The 17,635-nt window shown below is 65.1% G+C and carries 15 protein-coding genes and 2 pseudogenes; 6 read left to right on the top strand and 11 right to left on the bottom strand.

Annotated elements, in window-relative coordinates; translation table 11 throughout:
* Positions 1-654 (top strand): MBL fold metallo-hydrolase, encoded by a 654-nt coding sequence (locus OSB52_RS07640; protein WP_266061066.1) that lies wholly within the window; start codon positions 1-3, stop codon positions 652-654.
* Here the strand turns inward: OSB52_RS07640 and OSB52_RS07635 are convergent.
* The 3 genes and pseudogenes from OSB52_RS07635 to OSB52_RS07625 form a co-directional block, all read right to left on the bottom strand.
* Positions 638-1,087 (bottom strand): DoxX family protein, encoded by a 450-nt coding sequence (locus OSB52_RS07635; protein WP_235723117.1) that lies wholly within the window; start codon positions 1,085-1,087, stop codon positions 638-640. The genes OSB52_RS07640 and OSB52_RS07635 overlap by 17 nt on opposite strands.
* A 105-nt stretch (positions 1,088-1,192) precedes the next feature.
* Positions 1,193-2,805: pseudogene (locus OSB52_RS07630) on the bottom strand (SLC13 family permease).
* 143 nt (positions 2,806-2,948) lie between these two features.
* A complete protein-coding gene (locus OSB52_RS07625) occupies positions 2,949-3,626 on the bottom strand; it encodes a phosphoribosyltransferase (protein ID WP_266061064.1) in 678 nt (225 codons plus the stop codon).
* A gap of 114 nt (positions 3,627-3,740) precedes the next feature.
* On the opposite strand from OSB52_RS07625, the gene OSB52_RS07620 reads away from it, so the two are divergent.
* Entirely contained in the window at positions 3,741-4,367 is a 627-nt protein-coding gene (locus OSB52_RS07620; protein ID WP_266061150.1) for a DUF2461 domain-containing protein, read from the top strand.
* 3 nt (positions 4,368-4,370) lie between these two features.
* Here OSB52_RS07620 and OSB52_RS07615 read toward each other — a convergent pair whose 3' ends face one another.
* On the bottom strand, positions 4,371-4,781 hold the full coding sequence (locus OSB52_RS07615; protein ID WP_266061063.1) for a YchJ family protein: 411 nt from the start codon (positions 4,779-4,781) through the stop codon (positions 4,371-4,373).
* Between the two features lie 135 nt (positions 4,782-4,916).
* On the opposite strand from OSB52_RS07615, the gene OSB52_RS07610 reads away from it, so the two are divergent.
* The 3 genes from OSB52_RS07610 (at position 4,917) to OSB52_RS07600 (ending at position 8,520) form a co-directional block, all read left to right on the top strand.
* Positions 4,917-5,258, top strand: coding sequence for a Rossmann-fold NAD(P)-binding domain-containing protein (locus OSB52_RS07610; RefSeq protein WP_235723136.1), 342 nt, complete (start codon positions 4,917-4,919; stop codon positions 5,256-5,258).
* A 137-nt stretch (positions 5,259-5,395) separates the two neighbouring features.
* Positions 5,396-6,214 (top strand): SDR family oxidoreductase, encoded by an 819-nt coding sequence (locus OSB52_RS07605; protein ID WP_266061061.1) that lies wholly within the window; start codon positions 5,396-5,398, stop codon positions 6,212-6,214.
* Positions 6,215-6,405: 191 nt separating this feature from the next.
* Positions 6,406-8,520, top strand: coding sequence for a glucose PTS transporter subunit IIA (locus OSB52_RS07600; protein ID WP_266061059.1), 2,115 nt, complete (start codon positions 6,406-6,408; stop codon positions 8,518-8,520).
* Positions 8,521-8,541: 21 nt separating this feature from the next.
* Here the strand turns inward: OSB52_RS07600 and OSB52_RS07595 are convergent, their stop codons facing one another.
* Genes OSB52_RS07595 through OSB52_RS07585 form a run of 3 tightly spaced genes read right to left on the bottom strand, consistent with a single transcriptional unit; the run spans position 8,542 to position 10,944 of the window.
* The gene (locus OSB52_RS07595; RefSeq protein ID WP_266061058.1) at positions 8,542-9,432 is read right to left on the bottom strand and encodes a ferredoxin family protein; all 891 of its coding nucleotides are present in this window, start codon (positions 9,430-9,432) and stop codon (positions 8,542-8,544) included.
* Complete coding sequence (locus OSB52_RS07590; protein WP_266061056.1) at positions 9,425-10,681, bottom strand: cupin domain-containing protein; 1,257 nt, start codon at positions 10,679-10,681, stop codon at positions 9,425-9,427. Before OSB52_RS07590 ends, OSB52_RS07595 begins: the two co-directional genes overlap by 8 nt.
* 8 nt (positions 10,682-10,689) lie before the next feature.
* Positions 10,690-10,944, bottom strand: a complete 255-nt coding sequence (locus OSB52_RS07585) for a BatC protein (RefSeq protein ID WP_235723141.1) — start codon at positions 10,942-10,944, stop codon at positions 10,690-10,692.
* 210 nt (positions 10,945-11,154) lie between these two features.
* On the opposite strand from OSB52_RS07585, the gene OSB52_RS07580 reads away from it, so the two are divergent.
* Entirely contained in the window at positions 11,155-12,792 is a 1,638-nt protein-coding gene (locus tag OSB52_RS07580) for an MFS transporter (protein ID WP_266061055.1), read from the top strand.
* Between the two features lie 7 nt (positions 12,793-12,799).
* Here OSB52_RS07580 and OSB52_RS07575 read toward each other — a convergent pair whose 3' ends face one another.
* From OSB52_RS07575 to OSB52_RS07560, 4 genes and pseudogenes are all read right to left on the bottom strand, one after another.
* A complete protein-coding gene (locus OSB52_RS07575) occupies positions 12,800-13,108 on the bottom strand; it encodes an SHOCT domain-containing protein (RefSeq protein WP_235723143.1) in 309 nt (102 codons plus the stop codon).
* 44 nt (positions 13,109-13,152) lie between these two features.
* Positions 13,153-13,590 (bottom strand): DUF6325 family protein, encoded by a 438-nt coding sequence (locus OSB52_RS07570; protein WP_235723144.1) that lies wholly within the window; start codon positions 13,588-13,590, stop codon positions 13,153-13,155.
* A gap of 115 nt (positions 13,591-13,705) precedes the next feature.
* Positions 13,706-15,522: pseudogene (locus OSB52_RS07565) on the bottom strand (AMP-dependent synthetase/ligase).
* 160 nt (positions 15,523-15,682) lie between these two features.
* Positions 15,683-17,536, bottom strand: coding sequence for an ABC transporter ATP-binding protein/permease (locus OSB52_RS07560; RefSeq protein WP_235723146.1), 1,854 nt, complete (start codon positions 17,534-17,536; stop codon positions 15,683-15,685).
* Positions 17,537-17,635: the final 99 nt, after the last annotated feature.

Genomic DNA, 17,635 nt, shown 5'->3' with positions numbered 1-17,635 from the left:
ATGCGCCTCACCAAGCACACTCACGCGACCGTCACCCTCGACAAGGGTGCGGGCGTGCTGCTGATCGATCCGGGGGCGTTCACACCGAATGCGGCAGAGCTGCTGAGTCAGGCCGACACCGTACTGATCACCCACGAGCACTTCGATCATTTCGACGGTGACGCGATCGTGGCGGAGATGCAGCGCCGACCTGAGTTGCAGCTGTACGGGCCCGCCGCCGTCACCCGCACGCTCACCGACGTCGCCGACCGCGCGCATGCGGTCTCGAGCGGGGATACGTTCACCACAGCCGGATTCGACGTCGTCGCCTTCGTCGCCGATCATGCCGTGATCCACCCGGAGATCCCGATGGTCGACAACGCGGGCTTCCTCATCGACGGGCACGTCTTCCATCCCGGCGATGCGTACCTCAACCCCCACTGCGCGGTCGAGGTGTTGCTTCTGCCCATCAGCGGTCCGTGGATCTCGACGGAGCAGGCGATCGACTATGTACGAACGCTCGCCCCGAAACGCACGATCGCGATTCATGACCTCATGCTCAGTGACACCGGCAAGACCAGTTCGGAGATGTTCCTCGGCGAGAACTCGCTGACGAAGACGCCGATGGAGATCATGGGTGTCGGCGAGGTCACCACACTTATCGTGTCGGGCTGATCTGCTCGACTCGTCGATCACCTCGCCTGCCGTCGGACCCGGCGATCAGCGCCCACAGGACCAGTACCGGCTGGAAGAAGAGACGCACCAGTCGCTTGGTGTCGGTGTCGAGCCCGAATGCGTCGATGTGCTCGAGGTATTGATATACGTTGCCCGGGAACACGGCGACGAAGAACGCGGCCGCGATCCAGGACACGAGCTTGCGATACCTGGGCAACGCGATCAGCGCCAGACCCAGCACGATCTCGACACCACCCGACGCGAGCACGACGAAGTCCTTGTCCAACGGCACCCAGTCGGGCACCTGCGCCTGGAACTCGGCCCGTTGGGCCGTGAGATGCCCCACGCCGGCGACCACCAGCACGACGCCGAGCGCCACGCGTGCGATCGCTCGTCCGAGTGACTGACGAGTGGTGTTCGGTGACAACAACATTGATCCCCCAGACGCTCGTTCTCGGACGTCGCGACACCGTCCCGGCACGTCATCGACGGTAGCCGAGATTTATGTGGTGCACAACAATGTTGCACACCATAGAGATCAGAAGGAGATTCCTAGCGACCAGGCGAACAGCGTGTACCCGGCAAGCGTGATCAACACGATCCCGATGAGGTTGAGCCAGACCCCACCGCGGATCATCTGACCGATCGTGACGTATCCGCTGCCGTAGGCGACCGCATTGGGTGGGGTGGCCACCGGCAGCATGAACGCACACGTCGCCGCGAGGGCGACCGGCACCGTCAACGCCAGTGGGTCGATCCCCATCCCCATCGCCACCCCGCCCGCCACCGGCAGGAAGGTCGCCGCTGTCGCGGTGTTGCTGGTGATCTCGGTGAGAAAGATGATCGCCGCGGTCACCACGATGATCAGGACGATCACCGGGATGGCGTCGAGGCGTGCGGCGACGTCACCGATCCATGTGGTCAGGCCGCTGGAATCGAACTGTTCCGACAAGGCCAACCCACCGCCGAACAGCAACAGGACACCCCACGGCAGCCGCACCGCCGTCTCCCAGTCGAGTAGCCGGACTCCTGGTGTGACGCCACTGGGGAGCAGAAACAACAGGACCGCGGCCGTCATGGCGATCCCGGTGTCGGAGATGGGTGGGTCCTCATCCCAGATCAGCGGAACCGCAATCCACGAGGCAGCGGCGAGGGCGAAGATCACCGCCACCCGGATCTCGCCCTGTGACATCGGTCCGAGGTCGTCGAGTTCACCTCGGATCAGCTTCCGACCTCCGGGAATGTCATCGATCTCCGGCCGGAACAGGACGTGCGACAACAGAAACCAGGCGATGACGAGGAACACCACGGCCAGCGGCACCCCGGCGATCATCCACTCCAGGAAACCGATGTCGATGCCCTCACCCTCCAGGTACCCCACCAACAGTGTGTTCGGCGGGGTACCGATGATGGTGCCCAGCGATCCGATCGATGCGGCATACGCGATGCCCAACATGAGTGCGGTGCCGAAGTTGCTGGTGATCACAGCCTGGGTGATCGCGTGCTGATCGCTTGCTGTCGCCGCATCGGTGTCCTCCGTCGAGTTCGACGTCTCGGTGTTCGACCGCAGATCGAGGACCAGGATGAGCACCGACACCCCGATCGGGATCATCATCACCGCGGTGGCCGTGTTCGAAACCCACATCGACAGGAATGCGGTGGCGATCATGAAGCCCGCGATCACCATCGTGGGCTTGGTTCCATAGCGCTCACCGTGAGCAGGGCGATGCGGCGGTGCAGGTTCCACCGTTGCATCGCCAGCGCGAGGATGAAACCGCCCATGAACAGGAAGATGATGTTGTTCCCGTAGGAGGCGCCGACGTCGTTGACCGAGACGTCGGAATCGAACACCGGGAAGATGACCAGCGGAAGCAGCGCCGTAGCCGGGATCGGGATCGCCTCGGTCATCCACAGCACGCCCATCAGCACGGCCGTGGCAGCGGTCAGTCGCGCCGGATGTTCGACGTCTGCGGGCAACACGAGGTAGACGATGACCGCGAGGAGTACGCCGGCCCCGACTCCGAGCCACTGACGTCTGCGCCGGCCCGGCTTCACCTCCTCGGCCCGCTCGCCGGCGGATCGGCGGTCGACCTCGTCGAACTGATCCGCCGATCGCTGACCGTTGTGATCGCCACCGCCAGCCTGTGCCATGCGACCTCCTCGTCTGCGGTCACCATGGCACGTTTCCTGTCCGCAGCACGCGGGAATGGCCATAACATCGTTGCCAACCAGGTGGCGAGATCGCTCCTACCAGCCGGTACGAGGTGCGATCGACGCGTCGGGCACGACCGTGCTCAACGGGTGCCGGCGTAGCTCAGCAATTCCCGGATGTCCGCATCGGTGATCGGCTCGAATTCGTCGTAGGCCGCGCACGCACCGCGGAAGGACTCCAACAGAGTCGGGCAGATGACGTGGTCGACATCGCCGAACCTCTCCGACATTCCCGGCGGCCCCACGGGGACCGCAACAGTCACCTGTGCCGCACCGAGACGGCGTAGCGCGCCGACCGCCGCGCGCATCGTCGCTCCCGTCGACACCCCGTCATCGACCACGACGACGTGGGTGTCACGGACCGCAATCCCGGCACGTCCATGACGATGGACTCGGGTGCAGCGTTCGAGTTCGGCCCGCGTAAGACGTACCAGCGTGTCCCATTCATCCGGAGTGATGCCGAGGCCGCCGATGATCTCGTCATTGATCACCATCACCCCCGGGTACGCGATCGCACCAGCCGCGAGCTCCGGTTGATCCGGTACACCGATGGTGCGCACGGGCAAGACGTCGAGGGGGGCGTCGAGGTGTTCGGCAACTTGTCGAGCCACCGGCACTCCCCCGCACGGCAGCGCAATCACGGACGTCTCGGCGGCCGGTGCGGGCAGAGCGGAGAGGTGCCGCTCGACGTACTCGGCGAGGATTCGCCCGGCATGCACCCGATTGCGGTACGCCCGCCCGGCGAAGATGTGGCTCGTCATGACAACCTCGTTTCAGCTCAATGCCACGCGACCGGTTGTCTGAAGCCGCACCAACGCAAATGAGACTACCCGCGACGAACGGTCCGAAACATGACTGCGCGTAGGCTGCCGGTCATGGCCTTCACCGGTTTCCCCGAGGCTGCACTCGACTTCTACGACGACCTGGAAATCGACAACTCCAAGGTGTATTGGGAGCTCCACAAAGGCACCTATCGCACTGCGGTCGCCGTGCCGATGGCTGAACTCACCGACGAGTTGGCCGCCGAGTTCGGCTCAGCCAAGATCTTTCGCCCCTACCGCGATGTTCGGTTCTCCAAGGACAAAGCCCCTTATAAGACCCATCAGGGAGCGTTCGTCGCGGTCGGTCCGGCGACCGGCTACTACGTCCAGATCGGAGCGCCCGGCGTGCGGGTGGGCGCCGGGTTCTACGAGGCTTCCGGCGAACGTCTCGCCGCTCTGCGATCGGCTATCGACAATGCGATTCACGGCGCCGAACTCGAGCAACTGGTCAACAAGTACACCCGAACCGGATGGGAACTCGGCGGTGACGTGCTCAAGACCGCGCCGCGGGGTTGGTCAACCGATCATCCGCGTATCGAACTGTTGCGACACAAATCGTTGACGATCGCCCGCGACTACGGCTTCGACGAGATCATCCACTCGGCGGCCCTGGTCAAGCAGATACGCAAGGACTGGCGTGCCGCAACGCCGCTCATCGACTGGGTGTGCCGGCACGGGTGACGCTCAGCCTTCGACGGTTCCGTCCAGGTAGACCCACCGACCGTCGCGCCGTTCGAACCGGCTGCGCTGGTGCAGCGCTCTGCGCTCGCCGTCCGCCCGATAGTGCGCGGTGAACGTCACCTCGCCGGTGTTGTCGAAAGGCGTTCCCCCCGAGGCGGACTCGACATCGAGTCGATACCACTGGATGCCGTCGTCGACGACGAGCCGACGCGGACGGGTCCGCGGGTGCCAACTGTCGAGGATGTGGTCACGATCGCCGATGGCGAAAGCGCTGAACCGCGACCGCATCAATGCCTCGGCGGTCGGCGCGCGGCGTGCGCCACTCAGGATCGGACCACAGCATTCGCCGAACGTGAGACCCGAGGTACAGGGGCAGCGTCGATCTCCATCCGCAGCACCGGTCACGTCACTCATGTCGGCGAGGATAGCGTCGACCGCCGGGGTCGCCCGCCCCAGGTGCTCGCACAGACGTCCCCGGCCGGGCAGTGCGCAGCGAACTGACAGCCACGCCACACGTCCATCGCAGGGCGCGACGATGACATGGGTGCCATGAACAACACACGACAGCTCCATACGACCACTCCCACCGCCACCACAGACAGCATGCTGGTCGTGATGGACGGCAGTACCCGGGCGCAGTCGGTGGTGCACGAGATCCTGCGGTCTGGCCGTCGAGTCGTGTTGACCTCCGCCATCTCCCACGACCTCGTTCCGTTCATTGACGCGTCGGTCAGCGGCCGGGTGTGGGCGGTGGTGTCCGACCCGTCCGATCCGGTCCAGATCGAGTCGATCATCGAGCGCGCCGAGGACCGGATCGGTCCGGTGGTGATGATCGTCGATCCGGGTGGTCTGCTCACAGACGTGGCGGCCGCCGATCGTCGCGTGGCCTGACCGCGAGTCGTCTGACCGCGAGTCATCTGACCGGCTCACCGGCCCCGTACGAGGACATAGCGGGACCATCGACTCTGGTGCCACACATGCGAGATGACAGACTGTCGAAGGTGATTCGTCGACAGTGAGGAAGCGACATGCCGGACAGCATCGTGGTGGTCATCGGTTCGGGCGGCATGGGTCTGGCCATCGCCCGACGTCAGGCCTGCGGGCGTAAGGTCGTCCTCGCCGACGTCGACGACGCCCGCCTCGAACGGGACGTCGCCGCCCTCGGCGACGAGGGCTTCGATGCGGTCGGACGCACGGTTGATGTCGGATCGGCGGACTCGGTGACAGCGCTGGCGGAGTTCTCGGCGTCACTGGGCAACGTCGACCAGGTGATCCACACGGCTGGGCTCTCCCCGGTGCAGGCACCGGTGGAGGCGATCCTGCGGGTCGACCTGCTGGGCGTGGCGTTGTCGCTCGACGCGTTCGGCGCCGTGGTCGCCCAACGCGGTGCCGGGGTCGTCGTAGCCAGCATGGCGGGCCACATCTATCCCCCACTCGCGGCCGACCACGCCGCCGCGCTCGCCATCACCCCGAGTTCCGAGCTGCTGTCGCTTGACTTCCTGACCGAACGGGCCGGGGACCCGGGAAGCGCCTACGCGATTGCCAAACAAGCCAACCATGTCCGGGTGCGTGCCGCGGCCGGCGTATGGGGTGCGCGTGGCGCCCGCGTCAACAGCATCAGCCCCGGGGTCATCGCGACCGCCATGGGGCAAGCCGAGCTCGGCGGCGACAGCGGTGATGCCATGCGTGCCATGATCGCGATGTCGGGAACCGGCCGACTCGGAACCGCCGCCGACATCGCCGACGCCACCGCTTTCCTGTTGAGTCCGGCGGCCTCCTTCATCACCGGGACAGATCTGTTGGTCGACGGTGGCGCCGTGGCAGCGATCGCCACACCACGCGAGTGAGTCGATTCGCGTCGCAACAGCACTGAACTGCGCCACGGATGGTCACTGTTGGCCATCTCCTTTCCGATCCGCCCTCGCAGGTCCGGTGCCACGGGATAGCATCCAGAACGCCGTCGATGCCGCTCCGGACATGACTGCCGGCGGGCTTCGCGGTCGCCCACACCTGCAGACTGGACAGCTCAAGGAGAGTCATGTCTACCTCGACCAACACGGCATCCGAGATCGTCACGGGCGTCGGCGGCGCCGGCAACATCGAGAGTCTGACGCACTGCGCGACCCGTCTGCGTTTCCAATTGCGCGATGCCTCCGAGGTCGAGCAGGGCACCCTGGAAGCGATCGACGGCGTCATGGGCGCGGTACCCCAGGCAGGCAACCGCTACCAGATCGTCATCGGCGGTGCCGTACAAACGGTCTACAACGAGATCATGGCGCTGCCACAGATGGCCAACGCCGGCGGTGACGCGGCGGCCATCAAGGCGGCCGCACGGGCGAAGGGACCGCGCGGCAAGAACGCGTGGTTGGATTCCCTGTTCGAATACCTGTCGGATTCCTTCCGACCGATCCTGGGCGCTTTGCTCGGCGCCTCCTTGTTCATCACGTTCATGTCGCTGATGAGCACCCTGGACATCATCGGCAACTGGGCCGACCCCCGCACCGACCTGTCCCCGTCGTGGCAGTTCGTGAACCTCTGTTGGCAGTGCGTGTTCGTGTTCCTGCCACTGATGATCGCCTACAACGCGTCGAAGAAGCTGGACGCGGATCCGTGGGTGGGATTCGCCATCATGGCCGTACTCATGCTGCCCGGCTTCACCGCGTTCATGGATCAGGCGACCACCAACACCGTCTTCGGCTTCGAAGTCCAGACCATCGATATCTTCGGCATACCGCTGACGGTCTTCGACTACAGCTCCCAGGTGTTCCCGCCGCTGCTGATGGCAGCCGTTCTGGGCCCGCTGTACAAGTACCTCAAGAAGATCATCCCGGAGAACGTGCAGCTCATCTTCGTGCCGTTCCTCGCCATGCTCATCATGATCCCGTTGACGGCGTTCATCATCGGGCCGATCGGCGTCTACGTCGGTGCGGGTCTGGCCGACGTCCTCAAGTCGATCAACGACTTCTCCCCGTTCATCTTCGCGATCGTGATCCCGCTCGCCTACCCGTTCATGGTCCCGCTGGGTCTGCACTGGCCGATCAACGCGATCATGCTGCTCAACATCCAGACCATCGGCTACGACTTCATCCAGGGACCCATGGGCGCCTGGAACTTCGCGTGCTTCGGGGCCACTGCCGGTGTGCTGCTCATCGCGTGGCGCGAACGCGACATGCAGATGCGGCAGACCGCCACCGGCGCGCTGGCCGCCGGACTCCTGGGCGGCATCTCCGAACCCTCGCTCTACGGTATCCATCTACGCTTCAAACGGATTTATCCGAGAATGTTGGTCGGTTGCTTCGTCGGCGGACTGATCATCGGAATCGGCGGCGGCGTGACCACGAACGCCTTCGTGTTCACATCGCTGCTGACGATTCCCGCATTCGACAGCATCGTGCTCTACGGCATCGCGGTCGCCGCCGCATTCGCCGTGGCGATGATCCTGGTGGTGTTGTCCGGGTACCGCACTGCCGAACAGCAGGCGCAGTTCGAGGCCGCCCGCGACGCCGGGCTCGAACGTGCCGGCGCGATCCCGATCGACGATTCCGCTGAGGGGGTGGCCGCGGCCGCCGCAGCCGCCGCGGTGCCGAGCGGAAGTACCGCCACCGCCGTCAGCACCGCACCCACCGCGACCGCCGCCGCGGCGACCACAGCGGAGTCGGCCGCCCCCACCGAGCGCCGCGTCGTCACCGAGATCGGCGCTCCGCTCGACGGAACCGTAGTGGCGCTGTCCGATGTACCCGATCCGGTGTTCGCCAAGGGCACCATGGGGGGCGGCGTGGCGATCGAACCGTCCGGCGATACCGTCTACGCTCCCGCAGCGGCGATGGTCGTCGCCGCGCAGCCCACCGGTCACGCCTTCGGCCTGGTACTCGACGGTGACATCGAACTGCTCATCCATGTCGGCATCGACACCGTGCAACTCAAAGGCGAAGGGTTCGACGTCAAGGTGAAGGCGGGACAGAAGGTCGATGCGGGCACCCCGCTGGTGACCTTCGACCGAGCGGTGATCGAGAGAGCAGGCTACCCGCTGATCACACCCGTGGTGGTGATGAACACCAAGAAGTTCGCGTCCGTCGATCAGATCGCCGAGGGCACCGCCACCGTGGGCACCCCGGTGATCGCAGTCGAGGCCAAGCCCCGGCCGCCGGCCTGAGCCGCCGCCCGACCGGACGGCTCAGCTTGTCACCCGGTTCATCCTCACCATCACGAACTGCCGGACGCGCCCGGCCACCGATGCCGCACACGTCGAGTGCAGCGGATCAGACATGTGCTCTGCCAGGGTCACTCCGATGGGTCCATCCGGCCCCGACAGCACGACCTCGATCTGGTGGTCGCCTCGGCGGACGTCGACCGGACTGAGCGCATCGATGCGGTCGTCGCCGGTTGCGCGACGCACGAAATACTGGGCGGCCTGCACCGCGTGTGGCAACGACGTACGGCCGCGAAGGAACTCGTTGTCGAGCCGACCATGCGTGTAGCGACGCACGATGGCCGACGGTTCGTCAGCGGAATCGACTGCGCCATAGCAGAGCCCATGCGGAAACAGGATCATCGTCGCGGCAAATCGATCCCCACCTAGGTGGGAGCATTCCCACGTCCACTCCGGGTACTCCGCCGCTATTGCCGCGGTGGCGGCGCGCCCCCGCACCGCGCAGCACTGGTCATGTTTGCCGTGCGCGCACACGGCCACGAGCGGATCATCGGACCGTTCGCCGTCCGTCCCATCGAGCGCCAAGTCGAGATACTCCGCCGGTGAGGCGACCTCACCGTGGTGCACCGTTTCTGATCCAGGACGCGCGTCGACGATGAACCACCGCCACCGGGGCACCGATGGGCGCCGACCGGGACGACGAATCGCGACGATCCGCATTCGCTCGGTCTCCACGCGCCGCACGATCGCGCGGCCGAGCCGGGGGTCGACGATCCGCGGGGATTCCAGGAACGCTGACGGACCCCACGCACCGCTCATCTCGAGGAGCACCCACTTGTTCCCGGCCGACGCGGTGCCGAACATCGGATCACCGCGGTCGCGGGCGGAGTCGCTGCACGGGAGACGATCACCCATCGGACTCAGTGCTGTCGTGGGGCGTCGGCTCGATCGGGCACGGCTCGACGGGCACCAGCACGGCCTCACGCAATAGTCTGCGCACCAGCACACATCCGTCGGAACCGTCAAGCCCGGGCAGGTTTCCTGCCATCAAGGGTTGCCCGGACCGGATCGCCACGAGCGCGTCGGCGCATGAGGCCGGAAAGGTGATGCTACGGTCCGGAAGCCGAAGTGTGACAGAGCTGTTGGAATGCCGGAGGGAACCGATCAAACCGGGTCGCCAGCGGAACGCCGTCGTCGTGTCCACTCGTCCGATCGCGTCGAGCGTCGCCAACGGTGCCACCGCCACCGCACGGGTTCGTTCGGCGTGGCGTCGTGACAGACGGGTCGCTGCTGCATCGGCGAGTTCGTCGGTTTCCTCGCGCAGCACGTCGATCACCGAGGTGAGTACCGAGCGGGCGGTGACCGCGGCCTGATCGTGATCGGCCAAATCCAGTGGAATGGCCAGTGATTCGCGAAGCATGTCGTTGTCGCCGAGCGCGTCGACGATGGCTCGGACGACGTCGTGTCGGGTCACTGCGGAGACGCCCACGGTGAGGTGAATCGAGGTCTCCCCCATCGCCTGCGCCGAATGCACCCAACCGCGCGGCAGGTACACCGCATCGCCGGGCTCGAGGACCGTGTCGATCACCGGCTGTTCGCGCGCCCGCGCTTCGATGGCGGGCCGGTGATCGGTCCACGGCTGGGTGTCGAGCGGATCGCGGTGCACCGGATCGTGCACCAACCACCGTTTGCGGCCGGAAACCTGAAGGACGAACACGTCGTGGACGTCGTAGTGCGGGTCGAATCCACGATTGGCGGGTGGGGTGATGTAGGCGTTGGTCTGCACCGGGTGGCCGAGATCGTCGACCATGCCCCGCGCGAAGTCGATCACCGGCGGCCACAACCGGTGCAGTCCCTGCAACACGATCGTGGCACCCTCGGCAAAACGCGACAGCACCTTCGCCGAATCCACCTGATCGCCGATCTCCGCTCCGAAGCCTGCCGGACCGACATAGCAGTCCCGAGCCAGCAACCCGCCGTCCTTGGCCATCCGGATGAAAGGGGCACGCACCCCGCGTGCGGTGAGCAGTTCGTCGACGGTCGCCGGCGAGAGCAGATCACCGAAGTCACGCGGGAGCGTGTCGGCCCGGCTGAGCAACGGGCGCCGGCCCCAATGATCGCGTGCGAAATCCGCGGCACCGATCGAGATACAGCGGCTCAGCATTCCGTCGTTCAGGCGGTGCCGTCGGCGCCGCCGTCATGACCGTCCGGGTTGGAGCCGCCGTCGGCAGGACCCTCACCGGCATTCGCGGTGCCATCGGCCCCACCGTCGTGTCCACCCGGATTGGAGCCACCATCGGCAGGACCCTCACCGGCATTCGCGGTGCCATCGGCCCCACCGTCATGTCCACCCGGATTGGAGCCACCATCGGCGACGCCTTCGCCGCCGGAGTCGGATGTCGTGATGTCATCGTCGTCGAGGGCCATCGATCGTCCTTTCGTCGGCGGAGCCGTGGCTGTCACGACTCCTCTTCCACTATGGGCACTGCCTCGGGCGCGCGGGTCCGGTTCACGAGATCGCCTCCGGGCCGACGCATCGACCTACCGGCGTACCGGGCTCACCCGTTTTGGATGATTCCCCGCGGCCAGCCGCGACAAACATCCGGCGCGCGCGAAACCGGGCGTAGCGTGAACGCGGTGCGAAAGTGGAGCGTTCTCATCATCTTGTGCGCCGCACAGTTCATCATGGTGCTCGACACGACCGTGATGAACGTGTCGGTGTCCAGCGTGGTGGAGGACCTCGACACCACGCTGACGCAGGTTCAGTTGGCAATCACCCTGTACACGCTGGTGATGGGCTCGTTCATGTTGTTCGGCGGACGGCTCGGCGATCTGTTCGGCCGGCGGAGGGTGTTCGCGATCGGGTTGCTGGTCTACGGGACCGGTTCACTCATCACCGCCTTCAGCCCCAACATCGGTGTGCTGCTGTTCGGTTGGTCGTTTGTCGAGGGCGCCGGTGCGGTGCTGGTGATGCCGGCGATCATCTCGTTGACCGCCGCCAACTACGAGGGGCGCGAGCGTGCCACCGCCTACAGTGCCCTCGGCGGGATCGCGGCCGCAGGCGCCGCCGCCGGCCCGCTCATCGGTGGATGGGTGACCGAGACGTTGACCTGGCGGGTCGTTTTCGCCGCCGAGACGGTGGTCTGCATCGTCGTCATCGCATGCGTGAGGGTCATCGCCGACACCAAAGTGTCGGGCTCGCGTCGCCTCGACTGGGGCGGCACGGCGCTGTCGGCACTCGGGCTGGGTCTGATCGTGATCGCCCTGTTGCAGGCCGGTTCGTGGGGCTTCATCCGTCCCTCCGGCGCATTGACCGTCGCGGGGACCGAGATCACGCCGTTCGGTTTCTCGGTGGTGCCGTTCATGATCGCGGCAGGCGTCTTCGTCTTGATCGGGTTCGTCGGTTGGGAGAACCATGTCATCTCGCGCGACGGCACACCGCTGATGCATCCTCGGCTGCTGCGAACACTGCATCTGCGCAACGGATTGGTGATGCTCATCGCCCAGCAGACCATCATCGGCGGCATGTTCTTCGTCATCCCGATCTATTTGCAGTATGTGCTGCTGAAGGACGCGTTCGACACCGGCCTGGAGTTGGCTCCCATGTCGGTGGCGATGCTCATCGCCGCCTTCGCCAGCCCGAAACTCGCTGCGACACAGTCGCCGCGGCGAATGGTCCGGATCGGTTTGGTACTGGTGATAACCGGATCGTTCACCTTGGTGAGCACCATCGAACCGCAACTCCAGGGTGTGCCCTTCGCCATCGGGATGGCGGTATTCGGCGCCGGTTTCGGCTTCATCGCATCGCAGTTGGGCAATGTGATCATGTCGTCGGCGAGTGAACGTGACCGCGGTGAGGCAGGGGGATTGCAAGGGACCGCGCAGAACATCGGAACCTCGGTGGGGGTCGCGATGCTGGGTGCGCTGCTGATCGCCTCCCTCAGTAGCGGCTTCAACCAAATGGCACAAGCCGACCCCGACTTGTCCGAAACGACCAAGAGCCAGATCGCCGACGCATCTACCGACGGTATCGAGATCATCAGCAGAGATCAGCTCGATGATGTCGCGGCGGCGAACGCGATCCCGGAGCAGGAGGTCGCAACGCTCATCGACAGTTATGTCGACGCGCAACTCACCGCGATCAAGGGAGCGATCCTGTTGGTGATCTTCCTCGCTGCGCTCGGCCTGGTGATAGCGCGACGACTGCCGCGGATTCCAGGGGCCGAACTCGGCGCCCCGGATACCGACGACAGTCGTCGCGTCTCGAACGGCTGAGGACCCGTCAACTCCCGAGGATCTTGGCCTTCTGGGCAGCGAATTCCTGCTCGGTCAAGATGCCCTGCTGATAAAGCGCACCGAGTTCTTTGAGTTGTTCGATGGTGTCCTGTTGCGGTGCCGCTGCCGGGGCGGGTGCAGGAGCCGGGGCGGGTGCGGGAGCGGGAGCCGGCGCGGGCTGTGTGTAACGCTGCTGGTTCTCGTACTCCTGTTGCGCCCAGCGGTTTGCCTGGCGACGTGAGACACGATTGCTGACCGAGGTTGCGGTACCGGCGATGACCGCGGTGCGTGCGGCCGCGCGGATGAGTCCGGGCATGAGGTTCTCCTTGCTGTGAGTGGTCAGGGGGGACGGCCGAAGCGTCAGGCGTCCGCGGCGTCGGCAGCCTCGACGGCTTCGACGAAGGCATCCATCGGGATGCGACCGGACGCCACCATCTGGGCACCGTTTCGGCGTAGGGCACCGGCAAACGGTGCGGCCCAGGCATTCTCGTAGACCATGATCGCCGCGGCGGTCCCAGGTTGCAGGACCGATGCGGCCTCGGCGATGTCGTCCTCGCCGATCAGATCGCTCGCCGCACCGTCGAGAACCTCGAAATCGACGCCGAGTTGGTCGATCTCGAGGTGCGTCAGGGTCCCGTCCTCACCCTTCTGCACGAACGCGAGATCGATGACGCGGATGATGCCGCGGTCGACCAGTTCGACGAGGTACGGGATGGCTTCTCCGGTCGGCTGCTGCCCACTCCACTCCAGAACTATGTAATCGATGGGTCCGATGTCGGGAACGACTTCTTCGGTCATGACGACTTCCTCGCTGCGTCGCGATTGACAGGGCAGTGTCCGGTCGCGGCATGACGCACCTACCCCGACCGTCCTCCACGATCCTAGTGTCCCGCGCGACGCGCGTGGGTACTTCTCAGCGCAGGTCGATCACGTCGGCGTCGCCGGCATCGTCGTACAGCTTGCCGATCCGCTCGGCGTACTTGGTCGCAATCGGCTTACGACGCAGCTTCATCGTCGGGGTGAGTTCGTCCCCACCCGGGTCCCATGCCGCCGGGACGATCGTGAACCGCTTGACCTGCTCGACCCGAGAGAGTTTGCCATTGCCCTGCCGTACCGCCGCGTGACCTCGTCGATCACCTCAGTCCTGCTCGACAGGGTCGCCATGTCGGCGTCGGGGATGTTGAGCATCTTCGCCCGGGCAGCCGCCGCGTCGGGGTCGAGCACCACCAAAGCCGAGATGTAGGGCCGCCCATCGCCGATCGCCACCACCTGGCCGATGAGTGACGAGGCGGCCTTCATGGCGTTCTCGATGTTGGTCGGCGACATGTTCTTGCCCGACTCGTTGATGATCAATTCTTTCTTGCGATCGACGATGGTCACGTTGCCCTCGTCGTCGATCTTTGCGATGTCGCCGGTCGCAAGCCACCCGTCCGCGTCGATGGTCTCCGCGGTCTTCTCGGGTTGCTTGCGGTAACCCCGCATCACCACGGGCCCTCGGATGAGCAGCTCGCCGTCGTCGGCGATCTTTGCCTCCACCCCGGTGACCGTCTTGCCGACGGTACCGATCCTGAGGTTCTCCGAGGTCGTCATGGTCGAGACACCGGTGGTCTCCGACATCCCCCACACCTCCAGGACGGGGACGCCGAGGCCGAGAAAGAACTCCAGCACCTCTGCGGGGATGGCCGCGGCACCGGAGCCGGCGAAGTGGACCTGGTCCATGCCGATCGCCTCACGCACCTTGTGCAGGACCAGCTTGTCGGCCAGGCCGTGTTGCAGCCCGCCGACCCGCCCCGGGTCGCGGCCTTCGAGGTGGGCACGTGCGGCCGAGGCGCCGGCACCCAGAGCCCATGCCGCCAAGTTCTTTTTCACGGGGCTGGATTCCTCGGACATCTTCGCCTCGATACCGGCGCGGATCTTCTGCCACACACGCGGCACGCCGAAGAAGAACGTGGGACGCACTTCTGGCAGCGCAGCGGCGATCTCGCGCGGATCGGGCACCGTGGTGATCTGGATACCGCGCACCATGTTGGCGGCGTGCGACGATACGCGATCGGCGATGTGCGCGGCGGGGAGATACGAGATCACCCGGTCGTCGAAGCCTGCCTGGACATGCTCGGCGAGTGCCGCGAGTTCGGCGATGATGTTGCGGTGGGTGATCTCGACACCCTTGGGCGGCCCGGTGGTTCCCGACGTGTAGATCAGGGTGGCGAGGTCGTCGGGTTGCACCGCGCGCCACGACGCCTCGAAGTCGAAACCCTCAGGTGCGGTGGCCTGTTCGAGGTCGGCAAGCGACATCGCATCACTGGCCGTGCCGTCGACGACGATCGTCGTGGTGACATTCGTGTTCGCCGCGCGAAGCGCCGGCAGGAACACCTGTTCGGTGACCACGACTGAGTTCTCCGCGTTGCCGAACAGGTACTCGATCTGGTCCGACGCGCTGGTGTTGTAAATGGAGAACGGAATTGCACCCAGGTGCAGGGCGGCCGTGTCGACGAGATGGAATTCGGGGCGGTTGGTCAGCATGATGCCGACGGTGTCGCCGTGGCCAACACCGAGTGTCGCGAGCCCACGGGCGATCGCCTCCACCCGCCGCCCGTACTCCGCCCACGTGATCTCCTGGATTCCGCCGACTGTGCGCAGGGCTACTGCGTCGGGGCGGACGGTGATCGACTGTTGGAACGCCTCGGGCAATGTGGCCACCTGGGCCCCCGTCTCGTGGGGAAAGGTGATCTGTTCTGTCTACGTCATGACCGATGTCCTCGCTCGCCTGGTCAGAGTGGTCGACATCACAGTACCGAGCACTGTGCGGCGCCGACAGACTTCCGTGAGATTAGTAATCAGAAAGTAAAACGACGTCGTCAGACGAACATTCGCGATCGGCCGAGCAGACTCAGGTGGTCACCGGGCGCAGCTCCCACTCGCCACCGCCGGTGAGTTCAAGGACCTCTGTGTGGTGCTGATCGGTGGTACTGCGATGACTCACCGACACCAGGATCGTCTCCGGCAGTTCCGCCCGGATCAGCGAGTACAGCGAGTACTCGAGCCCCTCGTCGACCGCCGAGGTCGCCTCGTCCATGAACACCACCTCCGGACGGGTCAGCAAGATGCGCGCGAATGCCACCCGCTGCTGCTCCCCCGGTGACAGCACCTTCGACCAGTCCTCTTCCTCGTCGAGGCGGTCGACGAGATGCGGAAGGAAGACCCGCTGCAAGGCGGAGCGGATCGCGTCGTCGCCGACGTCGTCGGGCGCGGCCGGGTAGGCGACCGCGGTGCGTAGGTCGCCGAGCGGGATGTACGGGATCTGGGACAGGAACAGGGTGCGTCGTCCGAGCGGACGATCGACCTCGCCGTCGACGAACGGCCACATCTCGGCAATGCCGCGCAGCAGCGTCGTCTTTCCCGAACCGGAACTGCCCTTGACCACCAGTGCGTCTCCAGGTGTCATCGACAGCGACAACGACCTCACCAACGGACGGTCATCAGGTGTGGTGATGTCCACGTTCTGCAGCGCAAGACGCCGCTCTTGGCTCTCCTCCGTCGGTATCCGCCTCAGCTCGCGTGACTTGTTGTTCGCGTCGTGCAGACCGTCGAGACGGATCAGCGACGCTCGCAGTTCGGTGAACTCGTCATAGGACTCGCGGAAGAACGAAAGCGAGTCATGCATGTTGCCGAAGGCTGTCGACGACTGCATCACCGCTCCGAGGGTGATCTCGCCGGCGATGAACCGAGGAGCCTGAACTATCAGCGGGAAGACGACAGCGGTCTGATTGACCGTGAGGTTCCACCCGTTGAACTTCAACGTCCGGAAGACAATTCGCCAGAAGTTCCGAATGACCTCAGCAAAGCGAGAGAGCAGGCCCGCACGCTCCACCCCCTCCCCGCGATAGAACGCCACGTTCTCGGCGCCATCGCGAATGCGGACCAACGCGTAGCGGAAATTGGCGGTGAGACGTTCGTTCAAGAAGTTCAGTCGAATCAACGGTCGGCCGATATAGAACGCGATCACTGTGGTCACCAAGACGTAGCTGAGGACGATCCACATCATCGCGCGCGGGAACGTGACACCGAGGATCGTCAACGGTCCCGAAAGGTCCCATAAGATCTTGGTGAACGACACGATCGAAACGACGGCGGAGACGGCACCAAACGCGAGGCCTCGCGAATACGTGACGAAGTTGGTGATGTCTGCTTCGATACGCTGATCCGGGTTGTCGATGTTGGCCTCGCCGACGAAACGGTTGCGGTAGTAGGCCTGTCCGTCGAGCCAATCGGCCGTCATCCGGTCGGTCATCCACGTTCGCCATCGAATATCAAAGGCCTGACCGGCATAAAAGTCGACGAGAGAACGAATGACGTGGAGGGTGGCCAACAAGCCAAAGATCCCGATCGCACGCCAGAACGCGGACGCGGCGGAGTCGCGCGCAGCGAGATCGCCCTGGACGAGTCCCTCGGCGATACCCTGCATTGCGGTGTACATGTCGTTGTACTGGTAGGAAATCAGAACGTTGAGGCGCACGCTGAGCAGGGTCAACAACAGCAGCCCGGCAAGGATGGTCCACGTGAGCCACTTGCCTGGGCCGGTGAAAAAGCCCCGAGACAGACGCCAGAATTGACGGCCCCACTTCGTGTATCGCGCAAGCGCGGCGCAGATGGCGATTCCGGCGGCAGCCGAGATCGCGAACGCGATGGCCAGCCAGATCGTCGAGGCAAGCCACTCGTGGCTCCAGTCGATGCTCTCGTCCACGCATCCCCTCCATGCACACGTCAGCGCAAGCCGACGACCGACAGATCGCCGAAGTCTAACCCGGGTGAACGCCACGCACCGGACAACGGCACATGGGAC

Source organism: Gordonia aquimaris, from assembly GCF_026262595.1.
Lineage (GTDB): Bacteria > Actinomycetota > Actinomycetes > Mycobacteriales > Mycobacteriaceae > Gordonia > Gordonia tangerina.
Note: the sequence above shows the minus strand (reverse complement) of the source record. Positions and strands in the feature narration are given on the sequence as shown.